Source organism: Streptomyces sp. ITFR-6 (assembly GCF_031844725.1).
In the GTDB taxonomy this organism is placed as follows: domain Bacteria; phylum Actinomycetota; class Actinomycetes; order Streptomycetales; family Streptomycetaceae; genus Streptomyces.
The window spans coordinates 5,562,440-5,585,839 of the sequence record NZ_CP134612.1 but is presented as its reverse complement, the minus strand read 5'-3'; the positions used below and the strand labels follow the sequence as shown (position 1 = coordinate 5,585,839).

Here is a 23,400-nt window from a genome sequence, read left to right as displayed (position 1 = left end):
CCCCCTTGCCAGCAGGCAGAAGGAGACCGCGCGGTACGCTTCCACCCAACGGGGACGGGCCATGAACGCCAGGCGCACTTCCCTGCACGACTCACGAGTGAAACGCTTCGTGATCGAATGCTTCCCGCCAGGTTGCCTTGTCGACATAAAGCCGGTTGGTGAACTTGTCACGACGGCACCACGGGACGCAGTAGATTCGATCTTGGGTGTCGAAGGCTGGGGACTCGTGCACGACCGAGGGGACAAGTGCAGGTGCGACAGGCCCGTAAGGACCAGGAAGACGCGAACACCGAGGGGGGCTTAGCGTCATGAGCCAGGACTCCGCCACCGCAACGGAGGCTGTACGGAAGCTGAGCGGGCGCCGGCGCCGGGAGGTCGTGGCCGTACTGCTGTTCAGCGGCGGCCCCATCTTCGAGAGCTCCATCCCGCTCTCCGTGTTCGGTATCGACCGCCAGGACGCGGGAGTTCCGCGCTACCGGCTTCTCGTGTGCAGCGGCGAAGAGGGACCGCTGCGCACCACAGGGGGACTCGAACTCACCGCGCCCTACGGGCTGGAGGCGATCAGCAGGGCCGGCACCGTCGTGGTGCCCGCCTGGCGCTCGATCACCTCGCCACCGCCCGTGGAGGCACTGGACGCGCTGCGCCGCGCCCATGAGGAAGGGGCCAGAATCGTCGGGCTGTGCACGGGGGCCTTCGTCCTCGCCGCGGCCGGACTGCTCGACGGCCGCCCGGCGACCACGCACTGGATGTACGCGCCGACGCTGGCCAAGCGCTATCCGTCGGTGCACGTCGATCCGCGCGAACTGTTCGTCGACGACGGCGACGTGCTCACCTCCGCGGGCACAGCGGCGGGCATCGATCTCTGCCTGCACATAGTCCGCTCGGACCACGGCACGGAGGCCGCCGGGGCACTCGCCCGCCGGCTCGTCGTGCCACCGCGGCGCAGTGGCGGCCAGGAGCGCTACCTGGACAGGTCTTTACCCGAAGAGATCGGCTCCGACCCGCTCGCAGAGGTCGTGGCCTGGGCCCTGGAGCATCTGCACGAGCAGTTCGACGTGGAGACGCTCGCCGCGCGCGCCTACATGAGCCGACGGACCTTCGACCGGAGGTTCCGCTCGCTCACCGGCAGCGCACCGCTGCAGTGGCTGATCACCCAGCGGGTGCTGCAGGCGCAGCGGCTGCTGGAGACGTCCGACTACTCGGTCGACGAGGTCGCGGGCCGCTGCGGCTTCCGCTCACCGGTCGCGCTGCGCGGGCACTTCCGGCGTCAGCTGGGCTCCTCCCCCGCCGCGTACCGGGCCGCCTACCGGGCCCGTCGTCCGCAGGGCGGAGGTCCCGAGCCGGTCGGCCAGGTCACCGAGCAGGTGGTGCCCGCCCAGGCGGGTCCCGGGAGCCGTCGCACGGTGGCAGCTCCCGCTCCCGCGGGCCAGTCCGCCGCTGTCCCGGCAGCGCTGGACCAGGGCCGCGGCGAGCAGGGGCGGCCGGGCTCCGACCCGTACGCGACAGGGCGCCCGGCCCTGCCGGGGCAGCGGAGTGCCCCGTAGGGTAGGGCGCATGAACGACCGCATGGTGTGGATCGACTGCGAGATGACCGGGCTCTCGTTGACGGAAGACGCACTCATCGAGGTGGCCGCACTGGTCACCGACTCGGAGTTGAACGTGCTCGGCGACGGGGTGGACATCGTGATCCGCCCGCCGGACGCGGCCCTGGAGACCATGCCCGAGGTGGTGCGGCAGATGCACACCGCCTCGGGCCTCCTCGACGAGCTGGCCGGGGGCACCACCCTGGCCGACGCGGAGGAGCGGGTCCTGTCCTATGTGCGCGAGCACGTGAAGGAGCCCGGCAAGGCCCCGCTCTGCGGAAACACGGTCGGCACCGACCGGGGCTTCCTGCTGCGCGACATGCCGTCGCTGGAGGGCTACCTCCACTACCGGATCGTCGACGTCTCCTCGGTCAAGGAACTGGCCCGCCGCTGGTTCCCGAGGGCGTACTTCAACAGCCCGGAGAAGAACGGCAACCACCGGGCGCTGGCGGACATCCGCGACTCCATCACGGAGCTGCGCTACTACCGCGAGGCGGTCTTCGTCCCGCAGCCGGGACCGGACTCCGAGCGCGCGAAGTCGATCGCGGCGCGGCTGTCGTCGCCCTCGGCCTAGGTTCAAGGGAAAACTGCTGGTCACGGCCCTTCCGGGGGCCGCGACCAGCGGCGGAACAATGAGGGCGCGAGCACCCTCAAAGACCCTGTACACTTTTTCTCGGCCGGTCGGAAAGACGACCGGACGTGGTGGGTATAGCTCAGACGGTAGAGCACCTGGTTGTGGTCCAGGATGTCGCGGGTTCGAGTCCCGTTACTCACCCTGAACGAAGAAGGCCTGACCCGTGGAAACGGGTCAGGCCTTCTTCATGTCCGCGAGTCGATCAGTCCCGCGTCACGCTCGCCGCGGTCACGTTCTCGATCGCGCCGCCTAGTTTGGCCTTGGCCCGGGTCAGGTCCTCGATGCGTGCGGCGATGCGGTCGCGTTCGACGATGAGCTGGTCGAGCATGGCGGGGGTCGCGACGCCGGTGCTCACGCACGGCAGGAGTTCGACGACGGTACGGCTGGAGAGGCCGGCCGCGAAGAGGTCCTGGATGAGCTGGACCCGCTCCAGGGCCTCGTCGGGATAGTCGCGCTGCCCACCGGGCGTCCGCGCCGATTCCAGGAGCCGCTGCTCCTCGTAGTAGCGCAGGGCCCGCACACTGACCCCTGACCGCCTGGCGAGCTGTCCGATGCGCATGACGCAGGCCGCTCCCTTTCCGCTCGTACCTCACATTGACGTCAGGTTCAGGCTAGCAATACCCGCTCCGGGGCAGTCCCGAAAGTCGCGGCAGTTGTGGCTTGCACCTCACGTCGACGTCAGGTTCTAGAGTGACGGGCGCCGGACGAACCCGTCGTTCCGGCCCGTCGAAGTAAGGCAGATCATGATGCGCGCAGCCCGGTTCCACGAATACGGCGATGCGGAGAGCCTGGTGATCGAGCAGGCCCCCGACCCCCACGCCGGACCCGGCGAGATCCGTGTCCGCGTCGCGGCGGCCGGGGTCAATCCCATCGACTGGAAGCTGCGCTCCGGCGCCCTGCACCAGGTGTTCCCCCTGGAGCTGCCCGCCATCCCCGGGCGCGACGGCGCCGGTGTGGTCGACGAGATCGGCGACGGGGTGCGGGGGGGTGAGCGTCGGCGACCGCGTCTTCGGACTGGGCGGTGTCACCGGGGCGACCGCAGAGCTGCTCGTCCTCTCGGCCTGGGCCCATGCCCCCGACGCGTGGAGCGACGAGCAGGCCGCAGGTGCCGGTCTCGCGTCGGTGACCGCGATGGGCGGACTGAACGCGCTCGGCCCCCTCGCGGGGCGCACCCTTCTCGTCGAGGGCGCCGCCGGAGGCGTGGGCAGCGCGGCGGTCGAGATCGCGGTGGCGCAAGGTGCCACCGTGATCGGTACAGCCAGCGAACGCAACCACGAGTTCCTCACCGCGCTCGGCGCCGTTCCCACCACCTACGGCCCCGGCCTCGCACAGCGCCTCACCACCCTCGCTCCGCACGGTGTCGACATCGCGCTCGACACCGCGGCCTCCGGGTCCCTGGACGACCTCGTCGCGATCACAGGTGACCCGAAGCGCGTCGCGACGGTCGCGGACCACGCGGGCGGGCAGCGCCTGGGCACGCATGTGGTCAACGCGGAGAACGATTCCGCCCTCCTGTCCGCGGCGGCGGAACTGGGGCGCCAGGGCCGCTACACACCCCGTATCGAGCAGACCTACCCCCTGGAGCGGATCGCCGCCGCCCACGCGCACGCCGAACGCGGACGCACCCGGGGGAAGATCGTGATCAGCGTCTGAAGGATCGTGATCTGTATCCGAACGGGCCGGGCGCCCGGCACCGCGCCCGTCCTCACGACGAGTCGCGCACGACCAGTTCCGTCGGGAGCACGATCTGCGGCCGCTCGTCGCTCTCGCCCGCGATCAGGTCGAGGAGCACCCGGGTCATCGTGCGGCCCATCTCCTCGATCGGCTGCTGCACGCTGGTGAGGGCCGGGTCCATGTGGCGGGCCACGGCCGAGTCGTCGAAGCCGATGAGGGCCACGTCGTCCGGGATGCGCCGGCCGGCCTCGCGGAGCACCTGGCGGGCGCCCGCGGCCATCAGGTCGGACGCGGCGAAGACCGCGTCCACGTCGGGGCGGCGGTCGAGCAGCTCGCGCATGGCGCGGACGCCGCCCTCCTCCGAGAAGTCGGCGGGGGCGATCAGCCGCTCATCGGGTTCCAGGCCCGCGTCGGCCACGGCCTTGCGGTAGCCGTCCAGGCGTCGCTGGGAGGCGTAGACGTCGAGCCGGCCTGTGATGGTGGCGATGGAGCGGCGGCCCCGGGAGGCGAGGTGCTCGACGGCCCCTCTGGCGCCCTCGAAGTTGTCGGAGTCGACCGAGGGCAGCGGCTCCGCTGCGGACCTGCGGCCGTTCATCACGGCGGGCATGCCCAGCTGCTCCAGCAGGTCGGGCAGCGGGTCGTCCGCGTGCACCGAGACCAGCAGCACGCCGTCCACCCGGTGGGCGGTGAGGTACTGGGCCAGCCTGCGGCGTTCGCGGTCGCTGCCGACCAGGGTGAGCAGCAGCTGCATCTCGGTGTCGGCCAGGGCCGCGCCGACCCCCCGGACGATGTCGGAGAAGTAGGGCTCCGCGAAGAAGCGGCTCTCCGACTCCGGGACCACGAGCGCGATGGCGTCCGTGCGGTTGCCGGCCAGGGCGCGGGCGGCGCGGTTGGGTACGTAGCCGAGCTCCGCGACGGCCGCCTCCACCGCTTCCCTGGTGTGCGCGCTGACCCTCGGTGAGCCGTTGATGACGCGGGAGGCCGTGCCGCGGCCCACGCCCGCCCGTGCCGCGACTTCCTCCAGCGTGGGCCGGCCCCCGCTCCGTACTCGCGCTGCCGTCATGGCTGCCTCCCGTTCGCGGTCAATTTCTCACAGTCGGATAACCAAACCAAGTCCTGGTGTTGGCTCTCTTGACACTCGACGGGACCGGTCGGCCGTCCCCCCGCCCTCATCATGGGAGCGCTCCCACACTACGCGCGCGGTCAAGCGCTCGTGCGGGGCGGGGGTGCGGGGCGGAGTGCGGCCGCACCCCGGCTGACCTCCGGACACGGCTGAGACCCGGCACCGGGCCGGGTCTCAGGGGTGGTGGCTACTCAGGCGGTGGCGGTCAACCCCGGTGGAGGCAAGGGAGGTTGACCGTCAGGGCCTCAGGCGGGGCCGGTCGGCGGCAGGCCGTGGCGGCGGATCACGTCGGCGTACCAGTGGGCGCTCGCCTTGGGGATGCGGCGCTGGGAGGCGTAGTCGACGTACACCGCGCCGAAGCGCTTCGAATAGCCGTACGCCCACTCGAAGTTGTCCATCAGCGACCACAGGAAGTAGCCCCGGACATCGGCGCCGTCGGCCACCGCGCGCTGCACGGCGTCGAGGTGGCCGTGCAGGTACGCGATCCGCTCGGGGTCCTCCACCCGGCCCTCGGGCGAGACGTAGTCGTCGAAGGCGGCGCCGTTCTCGGTGACCATCAGGGGCAGGCCCGGGTGGTCGCGGGTGACGTCCATGAGGAGGCTGTAGAGCCCGTTGGGGTCGATCGACCAGTTCATCGCGGTGCGCTCCTTCCCCTCGGCCAGGTGGAAGGAGACGTGCTCGGAGCCGGGCCACGGGGAGTGGTCGCTGGCGCCGTGCCCGTCGTTGCGCGTGTCGCCGGAGCCCTCCGGGGGCGTGGAGACCAGCGTCGGGGTGTAGTAGTTGACGCCGAGCACGTCGACCGGGCGGGAGATGGCGGCCAGGTCGCCGTCCTGGACCAGCCGCGACCAGTCCACCAGGTGCCTGGTGTCCGCGATCAGGTCCTCCGGGTACTCGCCGCGCAGCATCGGACCGGTGAAGATCCGGTTGCCCACCGCGTCGATCCGGCGGGCGGCGTCGGCGTCGGCCGCGCTCGCGGTGAGCGGGCGGACCTGGTGGAGGTTGAGGGTGACCGAGGTCTGCACGGCAGCGGGGAGTTGACCGCGCAGAACCTCGATCGCCCGGCCATGGGCGAGGTTGAGGTGATGGGCCGCCCGCAGGGCGGAGGCGGGCTCGGTGCGGCCCGGCGCGTGCACGCCGGAGCCGTATCCCAGGAAGGCCGAGCACCACGGCTCGTTGAAGGTGGTCCACGTGCCGACGCGGTCACCGAGGGCGCCCGCCATGATCGCGGCGTAGTCCGCGAACCGGTCCGCGGTCACCCGCTGCGGCCAGCCGCCGGCGTCCTCCAGCTCCTGGGGCAGGTCCCAGTGGTAGAGGGTGGCGACCGGGGTGATGCCGGCTTCGAGCAGCTCGTCGACGAGCTTGCGGTAGAAGTCGAGTCCGCGCTCGACGGCCGGGCCGCGCCCGGTGGGCTGCACCCGGGACCAGGAGATGGAGAAACGGTATGCCTTCAGTCCGAGCCGCTTCATCAGCGCCACGTCGTCGCGGTACAGGTGGTAGTGGTCGGCGGCGATGTCTCCGGTGTCGCCGTTGCGGACCTTGCCCGGCGTACGGCTGAAGGTGTCCCAGATGGAGGGGGTGCGGCCGTCCTCGGCCGCGGCGCCCTCGACCTGGTAGGCGGCGGTGGCCGCCCCCCAGACGAAGCCTGTCGGAAATCTCGTTGCCTCGGGCGCCTGCTTCGGGGCGATGTCGGGTCGTACGGCAGTCATGCGGGAGCGCTCCCAGGAGTGGACGGACAGGGGCGGGAAGGGGTGGTGCTCCGGAACCCGTACGGCCCTCGGTCAGGCAGGGCCGTACGGGGTTTCCGGTACGGCCCCCGGTCGGGGACGGGCCGTACGGGACTTCCGGGAGTGGTCGTCTGCGGGAGGGGTCAGCCCTTGACGGCGCCGGACATGATCCCGCCGACGATCCGCTTGCCGAAGACCACGAACACCACGAGCAGTGGCAGCGTGCTGATCAGCGCGCCGGCCATCACGATGCTCTGGTCGGGGGTGTAGGAGGCGCTCAGCTGGCCGAGGGCCACCTGGAGCGTGGGGTTCTGCTGGTTCAGCGCGAGGTAGGGCCAGAAGAAGTCGTTCCACGCCTGGACGAAGGTGAGCATGCCGAGCACCATCATCGCCGGACGGGCCACCGGCAGCACGATGCTCAGCACGATACGGAAGTTGTTCGCGCCGTCGATCTTGGCGGCCTCGATCAGCTCGTACGGGAGCGCCTCGAGCAGGTACTGCCGCATGAAGAACACGCCGAACGCGCTGACCAGGGTCGGGAAGATCACCGACTCCAGATTTCCGCCCCAGCCGAGGTCGGCCATCATCATGAACAGCGGGACGACGCTGAGCTGCGGCGGGATCGTCAGGGTCAGGATGACGCCGGTCATCAGGGCGCCGCGACCCCGGAACCGCATCTTGGCGAAGGCGTAGCCGGCCAGGGTGCAGAAGAAGAGCGTCGCCAGCGTGATGCAGCCGGAGACGATGACGCTGTTGACGATCGCCTTGCCCAGATGGGCCTGGGTCCAGGCGGCGTCGAGGTTGTGCATCAGCCGGCCACCCGGCAGGAACGGCGGTGTGGAGGCCAGTACTTCGTCCTGGGTGTGGGACGCGGCCACCAGGGTCCAGTACAGCGGCAGCAGCGATCCGATGCCGACGACGGCCAGCGCGATGTAGGCGAACGGGCCGCCGTTCAGCTGCTTGCCCGCGCCGGGCCGGAAACGGCTCGCGCGCTTCGGCGCGCGGTGCACGGCAGGTGCCGGGAGAGCGGTCCCCGGGACATGGGTGGGGCTGGTGATGGTCATGGATATCGCTCCCGGTCAGACCGCGGATTTGCGTACGAAGCGGCCGAACAGCCAGTTGATCCCGGCGATGATCAGCAGGAGGGCGAGCATCGCCCAGGCGACCGCGGCGGCCGGACCGAGATGCCCGAGGTGCCAGCCGTAGTTGTAGAGGTAGACGCTGAGGGTCTCGTACTGATTCTCGTTTCCGCCGGTCGCGCCGATGGCGCCGCCCTCCAGCAGCAGGGGCTCACCGAACAGCTGCATGGCACCGATGGTCGAGATGACGATCGTGAACAGGATCGTGGGCCGCAGCGAGGGGATGGTCACCTTGCGGAACTGCTGCCAGCGCGAGGCGCCGTCCAGCGAGGCGGCCTCGTACAGGTCGGACGGGACGGCCTGCATCGCCGCCAGGTAGATCAGGGTGTTGTAGCCGGTCCAGCGCCAGATCACGATGACCGAGATGGCGATCTTCGACGTCCATTCGCCGTTGGCCCAGTTCGTGTGACCGAGGCCGACGAAGTGCAGCACCCAGTTCAGCAGTCCGCCGTCGGCCCGGAAGACCAGGGCGAAGACAAGGGCGGCGGAGGCCACGGAGGTGGCGTACGGGGTGAGGATGATCGTCCGCCAGAAGGTGCTGGCGCGCAGTTTGTAGTTCAGCAGATGGGCCAGGCCGAGCGCGACGAGCAGCTGCGGGACCGTCGACATGACACCGATCAGGAAGGTGTTGGTGACGGCCGTCCAGAACTCCGCGTCGTGCAGGATCTTGTCGAAGTTCGCCCAGCCGACCCACTCCATCTGGTCCAGGCCGGTCATCTCCACCCGGTGCAGGGCGATCCAGCCGGTGTAGATCAGCGGATAGAGCCCGAAGGCGCCGAAGACGAGGAAGAACGGGGCTATGTAGGCGTACGGCGACGCCTTGTCGTCGAAGCGCCAGAGCCGGCTCCGCCACATCTGCCGGCGGGCGTTCACCGGTTTGTGCTGGGAGCCGCGGGGCGGCGGTGCGTATGCGTCCCGGGTGGGAGTCGAGGTGGCCACGGGCGGGAGTCCTTCCCTGGATTGCTTGGTTACCCGGGTACGGGCGGCGGCGTCCGCGGTGGGCTTCCGCGGGGCGGCCGGGGAGGTACCCGGCCGCCCCGCGGGAGCCCACCGGGAGACGGGCCGCCCCGGCGCGGGATGGGGACACGCAGGCGCGGGCGGCCCTGGGGCCGCCCGCCGCCACGACCGTCAGCCGATCACCTTGTCGATCTTGTCGACCGCCGTGTCCCAGGCCTTGTCGGGGCTGGTTCCGCGCTGCTCCATGTTGTTGATCTGGGTGGAGATGGCGTCCTTTATGTCCGCGTCCTTCGGGCCGAGAACGGTCTCGGGGATGGACTTGGCCTCGTCGGCGTAGATCTCGCCGATCGGCGCGTCGTTGAAGTACGGGAGCTTGCCGGTCTTCACGTCGGCCAGTTCGTACGCGCCCTTGTTGGACGGGAAGAGACCGGTCGCCTTGAAGACGGCGGCCTGCTGCTCGGGGGCGGTCAGCCACTTGACGAGCTCACCGGCCTCCTTGATGTGCTTGCCCGCGGTCGGGACGCCGAGGAAGGAGCCGCCCCAGTTGGACGCGGTCTCACCGGGGGCGGTGGTGATGTCCCACTTGCCCTTGTTGCCCTCACCGGCGGCGTCCGAGATCTGCGCGGCCATCCAGGCGGGGCAGACCACGGTGGCCATGGTGCTCTTGCGCAGAGCGGCCTTCCACGGGTCGCCGAACTGGGCGAGACCCTGGGTCAGCTTCTTGTCGGCGGCCTCCGCCGCGAGGTTCCAGCCCTGCTTGACGCCGGGGCTGTCCTTGTAGATCGGCTTGCCGGACTCGTCGTAGTACTGCTTCGGGTTCGAGCTGACCACGGCGTTGAACATCGCGCTCGCGGAGTCCATGAAGAAGGTGCCCGCCGGGGCGTTCTTCTGGTACTCCTCACCGAGCTTGAGGTAGTCCTCCCAGCCGCCGGCGAACTTGGCGGCGACCGCCTTGCGGTCGGTCGGCAGGCCGGCCTTCTTGAAGAGCTCGGTGTTGTAGCAGAGGGACATCGGGCCGATGTCGGTGCCCGCGCCGATCACCTTGCCGTCCTTGGTGGTGGCCTGCTTCTCCTTCCAGGAGACCCAGTCGTTGACGTCGATCACCTTGCTGAGATCGGCGAACTGGTCCGCCTTGGTGTCGACGACCTCCTTGATCCGGCCTACCTCGACGCCCTGGACGTCGGCCAGCCCACTGCCGGACGTGAGCTGCTGGAGCAGCTTGGGGTAGTAGTTCTTCTCTTCGGCGGTGGTGTCTTCCTTCACCGTGATGTTCGGGTGCAGCTCGTGGTACTTGGCGAAGAGGCCGGCTTCCTTGTAGCCGAACTGCCCGTAGTCGGCGACGGTCAGCGTGATCTTCCCGTTCGCATCGGAACTCGTGTCCGATGAGTCCGAGTCGCTGCTGCAGCCGGTCAGCAGCAGGGCCGAGGCTGTCAGGCCCGTGGTGACCAGAACCGCGGCTCTGCGGCTTCGGCCGGCGACGGTGCGGGTGATACGCATTCCACTACTCCTTGTTCCAGGGTGGGACTGGCGTTCTGACTGCGAGGCGTTCCGCGCCGGTGGGTGCGGGTGCCAGGTGGTTCAGGGGGGAGGACACGGGCAGTGCCGTTCGCGCGAGAAACCTCTTGAGAAATCCCCTTGCGATGTGGGAGCGCTCCCATGCGTCGATGTCGGAAGGTTCCTGCCTGGGAGGGGTGGGTGTCAAGAGTTGAAGACGCTTCCGTTGCGCGAGCGTGTCCTGCAAGTCACGAGACCGTGTCCGGCCGAGGGCTTGCCAAAGCGCGCGGACAAGGAAACCGGAACGCGCGCCTCCCGAAGACCCGCAGGTGAGAGGGGTGTTGGGGCCGGATCAGCGGAGTGCGGGCGGGAATCCGGACCGATCGGCCCGGATTTCCGGAGAGGCCCGGAAACGACCGCCACCACCCCCGGCCGGGCCATGAGAGCCCGACGGAAGGTGAACGGGACACCACCTCATGGGGGCGGACCGGACCACCTCCGCGTTCTTTCCCCGAATCCGGCCGCCGGCGCACCGGCGCGTACGCCCAACTGCCGGTCGGCTACTGGGTGGCCGACATACGGACAACTGGCTGGAAATGCCTCGCACCTCACGCCCTGTTAAATTCACCGCTATGCACCTATTGATCCTTTGAATTCGCTCGGGTGGGTGAGGCCGGATGGGAGTCGTCCGGGACCATCCCGAGCTCGCGCTCTTCCTCCGTCTGTCCCTCGGCTACCTGGTCGGCAAGATCCGCGTCGGCCCGATCACCCTCGGCGGCATCTGCGGCACGCTGATCGTCGCGCTGCTGATCGGCACCCGGCACGTCAGCGTCAACGACGACGTCAAGACCGTCTTCTTCGCGCTGTTCATCTTCTCGCTGGGCTACCTGGCCGGGCCGCAGTTCTTCGCCAACCTCAACCGCAGCAGCCTGCGCTTCTTCGCCCTCTGCCTGATCGAGCTGGTCTGCGTGCTCGGCATCGCCTTCGGCATCGCCAAGGCGTTCGACCTCGACGTGGGCACCGCCTCCGGCATCCTGGCGGGCGCGGCGACCGAATCCGCGGTCGTCGGTACGGCCACGGAGGCCATCGGCAAGCTCGATGACCTGAGCCAGAGCCAGATCGCCCAGTACCAGGGACACGTCGCCACCGCGTACACCGTCTGCTACCTCTTCGGCCTGATCACCATCGTGCTGCTCACCAGCCAGATCATGCCGATGCTGCTGCGCATCAACCTCGCCGACGCCTCGCGCGAGCTGGTGGGAGAAGATGCGCGGCGGAGCCGCGGGCCTGGAGGACGACGAGCGGGAGGCGCTGCCGAGGACCGTCGGCCGCACCTTCCTGGTGACGCTCGCGGACGGCCGCCGGATCGGTGATCTGGAGGCCGGTCTCGGCAACGCCGTCACCGTCGAGGGCGTCAAGCCCGACGAGATGTTCGACCACCGGCCGCCGGAGGGGCAGCACCTGAGCCTGTTCGCGACCGAGGGCGGCACGGCGGCGATGTGCTACATCTTCGACTCGCTGATGAAGAACGGAATCCTGCACAAGGGCGACCGGATCGCCCTGATGGTCCCGGTGTTCACGCCGTACCTGGAGATCCCCGAGCTCGACACGTACGGCTTCGACGTCGTCCGCGTCGAGGCGAACCTGTTCACCGAGACCGGTATGCGGCAGTGGCGCTACCCGCCGGAGGAGATCGACAAGCTGGCCGATCCCTCGGTCAAGCTGGTCTGCTGCGTCAACCCGAGCAACCCGCCCTCGCTCGCGCTCGCGCCGAAGGTCGCCGAGCAGATCGTGTCCATCGTCGCGGACCGGAACCCGAACCTGATCGTGGTGACGGACGACGTCTACGGCACCTTCGTCGAGGGCTTCCGCTCGCTGGCCGCGGACCTGCCGCGCAACATGCTGCTGGTGTACTCGTACTCCAAGCACTACGGCGCCACCGGCTGGCGGCTCGGCGTCATCGGGCGCACGACGACAACGTCATCGACGACATGCTCCGGGCCCAGGACGCGGCGCAGAAGGCCCGGCTGGCCGCCCGGTACGGAACGCTGTCGCTGGAGCCGGAGAAGATCCGGTTCATCGACCGGCTGGTCGCGGACTCCCGGCAGGTGGCGCTGAACCACACGGCGGGCCTGTCGCTGCCGCAGCAGGTGATGATGACGCTCTTCTCCCTGTTCGACATGCTGGACGAGGGCCAGGCGTACAAGGCCCGGATCCGCTCGATCGTCCGGCAGCGTCTCGAACTCCTGCTGGAGGGCGCCCATATGAAGATCTCGGAGGACCCCAAGCGGGCCGCGTACTACATCGAACTCGACCTGCTGGCCGAGGCGGAGCGCACCCTGGGCAAGGAGTTCGCCGACTATCTGGAGCAGAACTACGAGCCCGTCGACCCGCTGTTCCGGCTGGCCGAGCAGACGTCCGTGGTGCTGCTGAACGGTGGCGGCTTCGACGGCCCCGAGTGGTCCGTCCGGGTCTCGCTGGCCAATCTGGACGACCTGGACTACCTGAAGATCGGGCACCAGCTGCGGGCGATCTTCGACGAGTACGCGCAGGAGTGGCGGGACTCGGGGGCGGGCGCCGCGTAGGCGGGACGGCACCGGACGCGGAGGCGCCGCGGCCCGGTCAGGCGGCGCGCAGGCGGGCCAGGGTCTTCTCCAGCTCCTCCTGCGCGGCCCGGCCCGCCGCTTCCGCGTCGCCCGCCACGACGGCGGTGACCAGCGCCTGATGGGCCGCGTCGCCGTGGTGCGGGTCCTCGCGGCGCAGGCCGGTCAGCTCCACCAGGTCGATGAGCGCCTGGCGGAGCGCGGGGGCGAACTCCGCGAAGAGGTCGGTGAGCACCGGGTTGCGGGCCGCCGCCAGGACGGTCCGGTGCAGCGCGATGTCCGCGTCCACGAAGGCGTCGTCGGGGCCCGCGCCCGCCGACCGCCGTGCCGTGAGCGCCGCCTCCAGGGCGGCCAGGTCCTCGTCGGTGCGGCGCCGGGCGGCCAGCCGGGCCGCCTGCACCTCGACCAGCATGCGCACCTCGTAGACATCGGCGACCGCGGCCCGGCGCAGCCGGACCGGCCAGTCCTCCGCCGCGTGGTCCGCGATGACGAAGACCCCGGACCCCTGGCGGGACTGGAGCAGGCCGAGCGCGGCGAGGGTGCGCACCGCCTCGCGGACGGTGGAGCGGCCCACGCCCAGTGTTCTCGCGAGGGTGGTCTCGCCGGGGATCTTCGTGCCGACCGGCCAGTGCCCCTCGGTGATCTGCGCGCGCAGATGACCGGCGGCCTGGTCGACCAAGGGGCTGGGGCTGAGCGGGCCGAGCGTGGACACGGATTCACCTGTCAGGTTGTCTGAGGAGTTGGTTTCTGGCTACTGTACCGGCCATGACGTACCGCGGTCTCCTTCTTCTCGGCTGCCGCGGCGGGGCCTGAAGCGATCGGCACCCCGCCGCGGGGTTCCGTGCTGTGCCGGTCGCATCCGGCGATGCGAGAAGAGACCCCGCTCATGCCCGAGTTCATGCCCCAGACCCTGTCCGCGGCCACCCCGACGGCCGCGTCCGCGCCCGACGCCGTGCCACCGGCGCACGGCTTTCCCACGATCCGCACCCCGCGCGGGCCGGTGCCCCCGGCCGCGCCCCGCTGGAACCGGCAGCGCTCCAGCTCGATGCCGTCGCACCGCTACCGTTCCGCCTTCGACCGCGTGGAGATCCCGCTGACCGGGCGGACCTGGCCGCAGGCCCGGACCGAGCGGGCCCCGCTCTGGGTGCCGGTCGATCTGCGGGACGGCAACCAGGCGCTGGCCGAGCCGATGGACACCCCGCGCAAGCGCCGGATGTTCGATCTGCTCGTCGCGATGGGCTTCAAGGAGATCGAGATCGGCTACCCGTCCGCGAGCCGCACCGACTTCGACTTCGTCCGGCATCTGGCGACGAGCGGGGCGGTGCCGGACGACGTGACGGTGGTCGTCTTCACCCCGGCCAGGGCGGATCTGATCGAGCGGACCTTCGAGTCCGTGACGGGGATGGACCGGGTGGTCGTCCACCTCTACATCCCGACCGCCCCCGTCTGGCGGGACGTCGTCCTGGGACGGGACCGGGCCGGGGTGCACGGGGTGGTGCTGGACGCCGCGCGGCTGATGGAGCGCCTCGCGCGGGCCAGGCCCGGCGCGGACATCCGGTTCGAGTTCTCGCCCGAGGTCTTCATCCTCACCGAGCCGGACTACGTACTGGAGATCTGCAACAGCCTGACCGAGCTGTGGGACGCCTCACCGGACCGCCCGGTGATCCACAACCTGCCGGCCACGGTGGAGATCGCGACGCCCAACGTCTACGCCGACCAGATCGAGTACATGCACCGCCACCTGGACCGGCGCGATGCGGTGATCCTCTCCGTCCACCCGCACAACGACCGGGGTACGGGGGTGGCGTGCGCGGAACTCGCGGTGCTGGCGGGGGCGCAGCGCGTGGAGGGCTGCCTGTTCGGCAACGGGGAGCGCACCGGCAACGTCGACCTGGTCAACCTGGCGCTGAACCTGCACGCCCAGGGCGTCGACCCGATGATCGACTTCTCGGACATCGACGAGATCCGCCGCACGGTCGAGCACTGCAACCGGCTGCCGGTACCGCCGCGCCATCCGTACGGCGGCGACCTGGTGTACACCGCGTTCTCCGGCACCCACCAGGACGCGATCAGCAAGGGTTTCGCGCACCACGGGAGCAGCGGCTCCGAGGTGTGGTCGGTGCCGTACCTGCCGATCGACCCGGCGGACGTGGGGCGCAGCTACGAGGCCGTCATCCGGGTCAACAGCCAGTCGGGCAAGGGCGGCATCGCCCATCTGCTGCGCGAGAACCACGGGGTGGACCTGCCGGCCCGGATGCGGGCGGACTTCTCCCGTACGGTGCAGGACGCGACGGACGACAGCGGTCTGGAGGCCACGGCGAAGGACCTGTGGGAGCTGTTCGAGGCCACGTATCTGGTCCCGGGCCGGGACGGGGCGATCGCCCTGACATCCTGGTCGGCGGAGCGCGATCCGGCCGGTGGCCAGCGGTTCGTCTGCACGCTGCGGGTGGAGGGGCGGGAGGGCGACTACGAGGGCACGGGCGCCGGTACGGTGTCCGCGTTCACGGACGCGCTGGCGGCCGCCGGGGTGGAGGTCACGATCCTCGACTTCTCGGAGCACGGGGCGGACGCGGCCTGGTCCACGGTGACCGCGTACGCGGAGTGCCGGGTGGACGGCGAGGTCCGCTGGGGAGCGGGCCGGGACGCGTCCGCGCTCGCGGCGTCGGTGGCGGCGGTCTTGTCGGCGGTGAACCGGGCGCGCTAGGGCGTGTCCGCAAAGTCTCGCCCTAGGAGCTGAAATGGGGGCGCACCCCGGCCGGTTGTGGGGGGCGTGGGGACCGGCCGGGATGCGCGGGGGATGGTGGCTACTTGTAGGCGCCGAACGCCTTCGTGAAGGCGAGCGGCTCCTGGGCGATCGAGCTGCACGACGCGTCGGCGGTCGGCTTCGCACCGCCCTCGCACTCCTTGTCCCGGGTGCCCGACCACATCGCGAGCCAGCCGATCCCCTTCTCCTGGGCGAACTCCACCAGCTGCGTGGCGTCCTCGACCTTGAAGATCTCGGTGCTGACGTCGTTGACCCCGATCATCGGGGTGACGGCGACGGCCTTCCAGGCGTCCGCGTCCGAGAGGCCGAGCACGCCCTTGATCTGGGCCTGTGTCGCGGTGGCCGCCTGGATCGCGTACGTGCCCATGTCACCGCTGTACGAGGCGCCGTAGTCCATCGCCATGATGTTGACGGCCCCGACGTCGACGCCGTTCTTCTTCGCGTCGGCGACCAGGTCCACCCCGGGCTGGGTCAGGCCCTCGGGCATCACCGGCAGGGTGAAGGAGACATCCAGGCCAGGGTGGGACTTCTGGAGCTGCGCGATGGCCTGCGAGCGGCGGGAGTTGGCCGCGGTGTCGGGGAGCGCGCCGCCCTCGATGTCGAAGTCGACCTTGGTCAGCTTGTACGTGTCCACGACCTTGCCGTAGGCCGCGGCCAGATCGGCCGCCGAGGTGCAGTTCAGGGCCAGCTCGGAGCCGGACGCGCCGCCGAAGGAGACCCGGACGTCGCCGCCCGCCGCGCGCAGGCCGTCGATCTGGGAGGCGACCTGGTCGTCACCGAGGCCGGTGACGCCGCCCCAGAGCGGGGCGCAGCTGCCGCCGGAGGTGATGAAGGCGAGGTTGAACTGCTTGACGCCGGTCTTGCTGGCGGTGCCGGTGAGGTCGAAGGCGGGGTAGAGGGAGGTGTCGACGTACGGGGCGAAGCCCGCCCCGCTCGCCGTACCGCCGCTGCCGCCGCCCGCGTCGGTCTTGGTGGGGGTCGGCGTGGGGGTGCCGGCCGGCGGCTTCGTGGGGGTGGGGGTCGCGGTGCCGGTGGGGCGGCCGCTGGGCTCCGGGGTGGCTCCGGTGTCGACGGAGCACTTGGTGCCGTCGACGACGCAGCCGGTGGGGTCGGCCGCCTTGTCCTCGGAGCTGGTGACGAAGCCGATGGTAACGGACTTGCCGGGGGCCAGTTCCTTGTCCCAGCTCGACGGTGTGACGGTGACGTGGTTGCCGTCGACGGTGTGCTCGCCGTTCCACAGCGAGCTGAGCTTCGTGCCCGCCGGGAGGTCGAACTCCAGCGTCCAGCCGGACTTGGCATTGTCCGTGTCGTTGGTGACGACGTACTGCGCGGTGTAGCCGCCCGTCCAGCCGCTGGTCCTGGTGTAGGCGGCGCCGACCGCGGATGCCTGGGCCGTGCCGGTGAGGGCGAAGACCGTCCCGCCGATCACGGCCGCGGCGACGACCGCGCCGACCGCCTTGGTCCGGGTGCTCGCCGTGCGCCGGTGCGTGCTGGTGCCCATCGCGTTCCTGCCTCGTCATACGGAAGTGGGGGATGCGAGAGCACGCTAGCGGCAGCGAATCCGGCAAATGAGGCAGTTGGGACCCGAGTTGATGTTCTTAGGGCGGGCTTAAGGAGCGCATCGGCCGGTCTAAAGGTTCGGGCCCGTTCCGGAGCGGAACCGGGCCCCCGTGCCCCGCCGGTTCACCGCGCGCCGCTGCCGCCCGAGCCGGTGGCCGCGTCCCTTCGGCCGCTGCCCGCCGAGCCCGATCCAGATGCGCACCTCCGTGCCACCGAGCACCGATCGGCCGATCCGCACATCGCCGCCGGTGGACTCCGCGACCCGGCGGACGATGTCGAGGCCGAGCCCGGTCGAGCCCACCGCGCCCTTCGCGCCGCCGTGTCCGCTGCCGCCGCGCGCCAGCGCCGCCCTGGGGTCCGCGATGCCGACGCCCGCGTCCGAGACCAGCACGATCACCGCGTCGCCGCTGTGGTAGACGTCCACGGCGAAGGCGGTGCCCTCCGGGGTGTGCCGGAAGACGTTGCCGAGCAGCGCGTCCAGCGCCGCCGCCAGTTCTGGGCGGGCCACCGGGATGCGTACCGTGCGGTCCACCCCGGCGAGGCGCACCTCGCGGCCCTCGTCCTCTGCCAGCGCGGACCAGAAGGCCATGCGTTCGCGGATCACCTCGGAGGCGTCGCAGCCGGCTCCCGGACCGCCGCCCTGTCCCTGGGTCTGCGGGCGCTGCTCCCGGGCGGTCCTGATGATCGTGTCGACCTCGCGCTCCAGCTGCTCGACGGCCGCCCGGGTCTGCTCGGCCGCCGGGCCCTCCCCGAGCGAGGCGGCGTTGAGCCGCAGCACGGTGAGCGGGGTGCGCAGCCGGTGCGAGAGGTCGGCGGCCAGTTCGCGTTCGTTGGCGAGGAGCTGGACGACCTGGTCGGCCATGGAGTTGAACGCGACGGCGGCGGAGTGCAGTTCGGTCGGACCCTCCTCCGGCACCCTGGTCCCGAGCCGCCCCTCCCCCAGGTCCTGGGCGGCCCCGGCGAGCCGCCGGGCGGGCTCCACCATGCGTACGCCGAGCCGGTCGGCCACCGCGACGGAACCGACGATCAGCGCGATGCCGACGCCCGCCAGCATCAGCCAGGCGGTGGTGACCCCGTTGGAGACCTCGGCGTCGGGCACGAACACCTCGACGACGGCGGTGCCCCCGGCGCCGAGCGCGGTCGGCTGGAGGAGCGCGGAGCCGCCGGGCACCTCGGAGATGGAGGCGCGCCCCGATGCCCGTACGGTCTCCAGGTCCTTGCGGGTGGCGCGCCGGCGGCCGATCTCCACCGCCTGCCTGTCGGCCTCCGCGGCGGCGGGTATGTGGACGGCCATCCGGTCATGGGCGCCGGGCTCCGTGGTGAGCACGGCCTTGAGGAGTTCGGTGCGGTCGGTGGTGATGGAGAGGGTGGGGCCGATCGTCGCGGCCTGCCGTTCGGCGTCGGAGAACGCCCGGTCGCTGGCCATCTCCTTGATGACGAGGCCGAGGGGTACGGCGAAGGCGATCACGACCATCGCGGTGACGGCCAGGCAGACCTTGACCAGCGCCCATCTCATGCGGGCTGCTCCGGGGGCGCGGCGGGCGGCTGCAGTTTCACGCCGACGCCGCGCAGGGTGTGCAGGTAGCGGGGCCGGGCGGCCGTCTCGCCCAGTTTCCGGCGGAGCCAGGACAGGTGGACGTCGATGGTCTGGTCGTCCCCGTAGGACTGCTGCCAGACCTCGGCGAGGAGTTCCTTGCGCGGGACGACGACGCCTGGCCGGCCGGCCAGGAAGGTCAGCAGGTCGAACTCCCGCCGGGTGAGGTCGAGGTCGGTGCCGTCGAGTTCGGCCAGTCGCCGCAGCGGGTCTATGGAGAGCCCGCCGACCCGGATGACGCGCGGGGAGGCCGACCGTCCCTCGGCCGCGCGCGAGCGGCGCAGTACGGCGGCCATCCGCGCGGCGAGGTGTTCCACGGAGAAGGGTTTGGTCAGGTAGTCGTCCGCACCGTCGTTGAGCAGCCGGACGATCTCGCTCTCGTCGTCCCGGGCGGTCGCGATGATGACGGGCACGTCGGTGATGCCGCGCAGCATCTTGAGCGCCTCCGAGCCGTCGAGATCGGGCAGCCCGAGATCGAGGATGACCACGTCGAAGCGGAAGTGGGCGACCTCGCGCAGCGCTTCGAGCGCGGTGCCGACACTCCGTACGGTGTGTGACGCCTCGGTCAGGTGCCGGATGAGGGCGGAACGTACGAACTGGTCGTCCTCGACCACAAGCACACTTGGCATGGGCGGCACCGTACGCCATCGAGCGCCTTCGGGTCCGCCCCGATCCGGAGGACGGTCCGCCATGGTGCAGGATGTGCCGGATGCGACGAGGACTGGTACATGGGCTCGCGTGGTCGCTCGCCACCGGCGCCGCGGTCACGCTGTCGTGGTGGGGTGTGCACACGGTGATGGCGGGGACGGCGTACGACCCGCCGCGCGCGGTGCCGATCTCCGCGAGCGCGCGGGCGACCACGGAGACCCTGTCGTCCTCGACGCACCGCCCCGAACCGTCCCCGTCACAGACCTCACCGAAGGCTTCCGCCCCGGAGCCGTCGGTGACGTCGGTGAGTCCTTCCCCCTCGCGCTCGCACGCCCCGGCGGGCCCGTCCGGGCCCGCTGCCACGGCCACCCCCGCGGGGACGGCGCGGAGTTACGCGACGGACGGCGGACGGGTCGTCTTCGAGCTGGGCGCGGACAGCGCGAAGCTGGTCTCCGCGACGCCGGAACAGGGCTGGTCGATGCGGGTCTGGACGGAACCGGCCTGGATCCGGGTCAACTTCGCCCGGGACGACGGCACGACGGTCTCGGTGTTCTGCACCTGGAACGGCTATCCGCCGAAGGTCGAGATCGTGAAGTGACGGCGGTGCGGCGGGTGCTCAGTCGAAGGCGGACGCGGGTGGCGGCGGCGAGGGCCTCGCGCCGGCGTCGTGCACCGGGGCCGCGCCTCCGGTGAAGTCCGCGAGGGCCCGGCCGTGTTCGACGCGCCCCGGATGCGGGTCGGTCGCCACCCGGCGGGTCAGCTCCGCGAGCTTCGGCACCACGTCGGAGGCGAGCAGTACGGCGTTGCCGAAGCGCCGGCCGCGGAACACGGTCGGGTCCGCGGCGAGCGCCAGCTCGGGGAAGACGGTGGCGGCGGTGGCGATCTGGCCGCGCAGATGGGCGAGCGGGGGGCCGTCCGCGAGGTTGGCCACGTAGGTCCCGCCGGGCTTCAGGACGCGGCGCACCTCCGCGAGGAACTCGGTGCTGGTGAGGTGGGCGGGGGTCCTGGCGCCGCTGAAGACGTCCGCGATGACGAGGTCCGCCCAGTCGTCCTGTATCTTCCCGAGCCCGGCGCGGGCGTCGATGGCCCTGACCCTGATCCTGGCCTGCGGGTCCAGCGGCAGTTCCCGGCGCACCAGCTGGACGAGCGCGGCGTCCACCTCGACGATCTGCTGGGTGGAGCGGGGCCGGGTCGCCGCGATGTAGCGGGCGAGCGTGAAGGCCCCGCCGCCCAGGTGCACGACGTGCAACGGCTGCCCGGCGGGCGCGGCCAGGTCCGCGATATGGCCGATCCGGCGCTGGTACTCGAAGGAGAGGTACGCCGGGTCTTCGAGGTCCACGTGGGACTGCGGGGCGCCGTCGATCGTCAGTGTCCAGGCGCGCCTGCGCTCCCGGTCCGGGACCAGCTCGGCGAGGCCGCCGTCCACCGGTTCCGAGACGTTGCCCCCGGTGGGCCCGGAGCCGCGGGCCGCCTTGCGGTCGGTCCTGCGGTCCGCGCGCTGCTTGCCGCTCCCCGCTCCGCCGGAACCTCCTCGACGTGCCACTGCCGCTCGTACCTGCTCACTGCTCATAGGGTCCGGGACCGGCCGTGTCCGGCCGCGCGGGGCGGTCATCGCGCTCACCGCCCCCGCGGACATTATGGGCTCAGCGGCAGTTGTCGGCCGCCTCGATCAGCCGGGCGGCCTGGTCGAGCGCGGCCCGCAGCGCGGCCGGGTCGGTGACCGCGGTGTCGTCGTCGCCGGGCGGCAGCAGCCAGCCGCTGCCGGAGACGGGCGGCTCCGCGGGGATGCGCAGCCCTCTGCCGTTGGTGCTCGTACAGGCGCTGCCCGGTACGTCCCAGGCCTCGGCGGTGCCCGGCGGCACCAGGAAGCCGACGGTGGCGCAGGGGCCGTCGTGCAGGACCGGGCCGACGGCCTCCTGATCGGCGCCCCGACGCAGGATGTCCGCCGCCTCCAGTCCCTGACGGGCGGGAACGGTCACCAGGTCGCAGGGTTCCGCGCCGGGGAGCGGGCCGCTCGCGGCGAGCTCCTGCGCGGGTGCCATGGGGCCGGTCGTCGCGGTCCGTGCGGCCGTTGTCGCGGTCGTCCGCGAGCCGGTCGCCATGTCGGTGTGCAACAAGGGACCTCTCCTCTCATCGCCGGGCGGAGCCGGACTCCGTCGCCACATGGACCAACGCGCGGACCGCGTCAAGGGCTACGGCCCCACACCGCTGCAAAGGGTGGCAGTTCATGGCGGATCGTGGTCGAGATACCCGTTTTGTCAGTAAACACAGCGTGTGGGAGTTGTCACAGCAGGTACGTTCTTGCCCCGCCGGGACACCGGAAACAATCGCCCGGCTCGCACCAGAGAGGGCCCCGCCATGGTGTCGACACGGGCAGTTCCCAACCTCGCCTTCCGGCGGCTGCGCGGACAGCGCTCCGCCGGGGAGTTCGCTGCCGCGGTACGCAGGTCCGCCCACGAGATCGGCGAGCAGGTCGCGTGCGACGCCCGGTACATCGGGCGCGTGGAGTCCGGCGAGATCCGTTGCCCGAACTACGCGTACGAGCGGGTCTTCCTGCACATGTTCCCCGGGGCGACCCTGGTGGACCTGGGCTTCTCGCCGCGTGAATCGGTACGCGGCCGGGGGGCACCGTCCGCCGCGGACGCCCCTTCGTCCCCGACTTCGCCGCTGCTCGGCAGCGACACCGACGAGGAGTGCGACGTGCTGCGTCGCGTATTCATGACAAGCGGCTCCACCACGATGGCGGCCGCGTCCCTCAGCCTGGGCCTGGGCGGCATGGCCGCCTCCGTCTCCCTGCCCGCGCAGCGCCGGGTCGGCGAGGCGGAGGTGCACGCCGTCGAGAAGGCGGTACGGCAGATCCGCCTGCTGGACGACCGGCACGGGGGTGACGGCCTGTACCGCCGGGCCTCGCAGCCGCTGCGGGCGGCGTACGCGCTGCTCGACTCCGGGACCGCGACCCGGCGGTCCACGGCGGACCGGCTGCACTCCGGAGCCGGTGAGCTGGCGATCTCGGTGGGTTGGCTGGCCCATGACTCCGGCCGGTTCGAGGACGCCCGCTCGCACTACGCGGAGGCGCTGGCCACGGCGCGGGTGGCCGGGGACCACGCGCTGGAGGCGCACGCCTTCTGCAACGCGTCGTTCCTGGCCCGGGACACCGGGCGCTCGCGCGAGTCCGTGCGGGCCGCGGAGGCGGGGCTGCGGGCGGCGCGGCCGCTGGGCTCACCGCGGCTGATGGCGCTGCTCTCGCTGCGGGAGGCGGGCGGCCGGGCGGGGCTCGGGGACCGGACAGGCTGTGAGCGGGCGCTCGGCCGGGCGCACACCTCGTTCGGACAGGGCCCCGCCCCGTCGGACCCGGAGTGGATGAGCTTCTTCCGGGAGGCGGAGCTGGAGATGCTGGAGGCGCAGTGCTGGGCGGCGCTGGGCGACTGGTCGCGGGCGGCCCGGCACGCGCGGCGGGCGACGCGGCTGCAGGACCCGCACTTCACCCGGAACCTGGCGCTGTACCGGGCCGAGCTGACCACGGACCTTGCCCGCGCGGGCCTCGCGGAGGAGGCGGCGGCCACGGGTCACCAGGTGCTGGACCTGCTGGACCAGGTCCGCTCCTCCCGGATCAGGACGATGCTGGCGGGCGCGGTGGCGGTCCTGCGGCCCCGGGGCCGGGGCTCGGTCGACATCACGGACTTCCTCGACCGCCACGGCACGGCGAACGCGTAACGCTCTCGGAGAGCCTCAGCCGGTCGGCCGGCCCAGCCCGGCCATCCCAGCCCGGCCAACCCCAGCCCGTCCGGCGTTTGAGGACGGAACCGTCCGCTCGGACCGGGGTGCGAAAACCAGCCCGCCCGGCGCTTGAGGGCAGAGCGGCCCGCCCCGGACCGGAGCGCGGGGTTCCGTCCTCAAACGCCG

Annotated in this window: 17 protein-coding genes, 1 tRNA gene and 2 pseudogenes; 8 read left to right on the top strand and 12 right to left on the bottom strand. The window is 71.3% G+C overall.

All coding sequences use genetic code 11. The annotated features are described in order from the left end of the window. The first annotated feature begins 308 nt into the window (after positions 1-308). The 3 genes from RLT59_RS25570 to RLT59_RS25560 all read left to right on the top strand — a co-directional run bounded on the left by RLT59_RS25570 (position 309) and on the right by RLT59_RS25560 (position 2,358). Positions 309-1,544, top strand: a complete 1,236-nt coding sequence (locus RLT59_RS25570; RefSeq protein ID WP_311305561.1) for a helix-turn-helix domain-containing protein — start codon at positions 309-311, stop codon at positions 1,542-1,544. 10 nt (positions 1,545-1,554) lie between these two features. Then, entirely contained in the window at positions 1,555-2,157 is a 603-nt protein-coding gene (orn, locus tag RLT59_RS25565; protein ID WP_073738392.1) for an oligoribonuclease, read from the top strand. 128 nt (positions 2,158-2,285) lie between these two features. Next, a tRNA-His gene (locus RLT59_RS25560) sits at positions 2,286-2,358 on the top strand. 61 nt (positions 2,359-2,419) lie between these two features. Here the strand turns inward: RLT59_RS25560 and RLT59_RS25555 are convergent. After that, positions 2,420-2,776 carry a MerR family transcriptional regulator gene (locus RLT59_RS25555; protein WP_311305560.1) on the bottom strand — a complete coding sequence of 119 codons (357 nt, stop codon included), beginning with the start codon at positions 2,774-2,776 and terminating at the stop codon, positions 2,420-2,422. Between the two features lie 187 nt (positions 2,777-2,963). On the opposite strand from RLT59_RS25555, the pseudogene RLT59_RS25550 reads away from it, so the two are divergent. Next, positions 2,964-3,870, top strand: a pseudogene (locus tag RLT59_RS25550) (NADP-dependent oxidoreductase). A 52-nt stretch (positions 3,871-3,922) separates the two neighbouring features. Here the strand turns inward: RLT59_RS25550 and RLT59_RS25545 are convergent. From RLT59_RS25545 to RLT59_RS25525, 5 genes are all read right to left on the bottom strand, one after another. Next, positions 3,923-4,954: a LacI family DNA-binding transcriptional regulator gene (locus RLT59_RS25545; protein WP_311305559.1), complete on the bottom strand. Its 1,032-nt coding sequence runs from the start codon at positions 4,952-4,954 to the stop codon at positions 3,923-3,925. Between the two features lie 305 nt (positions 4,955-5,259). After that, positions 5,260-6,720 (bottom strand): GH1 family beta-glucosidase, encoded by a 1,461-nt coding sequence (locus RLT59_RS25540; protein ID WP_311305558.1) that lies wholly within the window; start codon positions 6,718-6,720, stop codon positions 5,260-5,262. Between the two features lie 161 nt (positions 6,721-6,881). Beyond that, positions 6,882-7,802 carry a carbohydrate ABC transporter permease gene (locus RLT59_RS25535; protein ID WP_311305557.1) on the bottom strand — a complete coding sequence of 307 codons (921 nt, stop codon included), beginning with the start codon at positions 7,800-7,802 and terminating at the stop codon, positions 6,882-6,884. 15 nt (positions 7,803-7,817) lie between these two features. After that, positions 7,818-8,816 (bottom strand): carbohydrate ABC transporter permease, encoded by a 999-nt coding sequence (locus RLT59_RS25530; RefSeq protein WP_311305556.1) that lies wholly within the window; start codon positions 8,814-8,816, stop codon positions 7,818-7,820. 189 nt (positions 8,817-9,005) lie between these two features. Next, positions 9,006-10,331 carry an ABC transporter substrate-binding protein gene (locus tag RLT59_RS25525; RefSeq protein WP_311305555.1) on the bottom strand — a complete coding sequence of 442 codons (1,326 nt, stop codon included), beginning with the start codon at positions 10,329-10,331 and terminating at the stop codon, positions 9,006-9,008. A 674-nt stretch (positions 10,332-11,005) separates the two neighbouring features. On the opposite strand from RLT59_RS25525, the pseudogene RLT59_RS39425 reads away from it, so the two are divergent. Continuing rightward, positions 11,006-12,913 (top strand): annotated as a pseudogene (locus RLT59_RS39425) (bifunctional aspartate transaminase/aspartate 4-decarboxylase). Positions 12,914-12,950: 37 nt separating this feature from the next. Here the strand turns inward: RLT59_RS39425 and RLT59_RS25510 are convergent. Next, complete coding sequence (locus tag RLT59_RS25510; RefSeq protein WP_311305554.1) at positions 12,951-13,643, bottom strand: FadR/GntR family transcriptional regulator; 693 nt, start codon at positions 13,641-13,643, stop codon at positions 12,951-12,953. A 186-nt stretch (positions 13,644-13,829) separates the two neighbouring features. Here RLT59_RS25510 and RLT59_RS25505 point away from each other — a divergent pair, with 186 nt between their 5' ends. Next, positions 13,830-15,635, top strand: a complete 1,806-nt coding sequence (locus tag RLT59_RS25505) for a 2-isopropylmalate synthase (protein WP_311307853.1) — start codon at positions 13,830-13,832, stop codon at positions 15,633-15,635. Positions 15,636-15,735: 100 nt separating this feature from the next. Here the strand turns inward: RLT59_RS25505 and RLT59_RS25500 are convergent, their stop codons facing one another. The 3 genes from RLT59_RS25500 to RLT59_RS25490 form a co-directional block, all read right to left on the bottom strand. Further along, positions 15,736-17,196, bottom strand: coding sequence for a glycoside hydrolase family 18 protein (locus RLT59_RS25500; protein ID WP_311305553.1), 1,461 nt, complete (start codon positions 17,194-17,196; stop codon positions 15,736-15,738). A 129-nt stretch (positions 17,197-17,325) separates the two neighbouring features. After that, positions 17,326-18,771, bottom strand: coding sequence for an ATP-binding protein (locus tag RLT59_RS25495; RefSeq protein ID WP_311305552.1), 1,446 nt, complete (start codon positions 18,769-18,771; stop codon positions 17,326-17,328). Further along, positions 18,768-19,478 carry a response regulator transcription factor gene (locus RLT59_RS25490; protein ID WP_311305551.1) on the bottom strand — a complete coding sequence of 237 codons (711 nt, stop codon included), beginning with the start codon at positions 19,476-19,478 and terminating at the stop codon, positions 18,768-18,770. The genes RLT59_RS25495 and RLT59_RS25490 overlap by 4 nt, the downstream gene beginning before the upstream one ends. 80 nt (positions 19,479-19,558) lie before the next feature. Here RLT59_RS25490 and RLT59_RS25485 point away from each other — a divergent pair, with 80 nt between their 5' ends. Further along, complete coding sequence (locus RLT59_RS25485; protein WP_311305550.1) at positions 19,559-20,095, top strand: hypothetical protein; 537 nt, start codon at positions 19,559-19,561, stop codon at positions 20,093-20,095. A gap of 18 nt (positions 20,096-20,113) precedes the next feature. On the opposite strand, the gene RLT59_RS25480 is transcribed toward RLT59_RS25485, so the two are convergent. Next, entirely contained in the window at positions 20,114-21,040 is a 927-nt protein-coding gene (locus RLT59_RS25480) for a spermidine synthase (protein WP_311305549.1), read from the bottom strand. Between the two features lie 100 nt (positions 21,041-21,140). Next, positions 21,141-21,614, bottom strand: a complete 474-nt coding sequence (locus RLT59_RS25475; protein ID WP_399126070.1) for a hypothetical protein — start codon at positions 21,612-21,614, stop codon at positions 21,141-21,143. A gap of 241 nt (positions 21,615-21,855) precedes the next feature. On the opposite strand from RLT59_RS25475, the gene RLT59_RS25470 reads away from it, so the two are divergent. Further along, positions 21,856-23,211 (top strand): tetratricopeptide repeat protein, encoded by a 1,356-nt coding sequence (locus RLT59_RS25470; protein WP_311305548.1) that lies wholly within the window; start codon positions 21,856-21,858, stop codon positions 23,209-23,211. Positions 23,212-23,400 lie beyond the last annotated feature (189 nt).